Source organism: Legionella stuttgartensis (assembly GCF_977063405.2).
Window position 1 is genome coordinate 1 of the sequence record NZ_CDRUHA020000045.1, and the last position, 255, is coordinate 255.

A 255-nucleotide genomic window follows, 5' to 3' on the forward strand; every position below is an offset into this window, starting at 1 on the left:
ACTATGCGCACGTAGATTGCCCAGGACATGCTGACTATGTTAAGAACATGATTACTGGAGCGGCGCAAATGGACGGAGCGATACTTGTAGTATCAGCAGCTGATGGTCCTATGCCACAAACTAGAGAGCACATATTGTTATCACGCCAAGTAGGTGTACCCTACATTGTTGTGTTCATGAACAAAGCAGACATGGTTGATGACCCTGAGTTGTTAGAATTAGTTGAAATGGAAGTGCGTGACTTATTAAGCAGTT

General features: G+C 43.9%; 1 protein-coding gene. It reads left to right on the forward strand.

Annotated features, from left to right (window positions below):
• On the forward strand, positions 1 to 255 hold a 255-nt coding region (locus ACWTEW_RS13010), incomplete at both ends, for a GTP-binding protein (protein ID WP_454783635.1).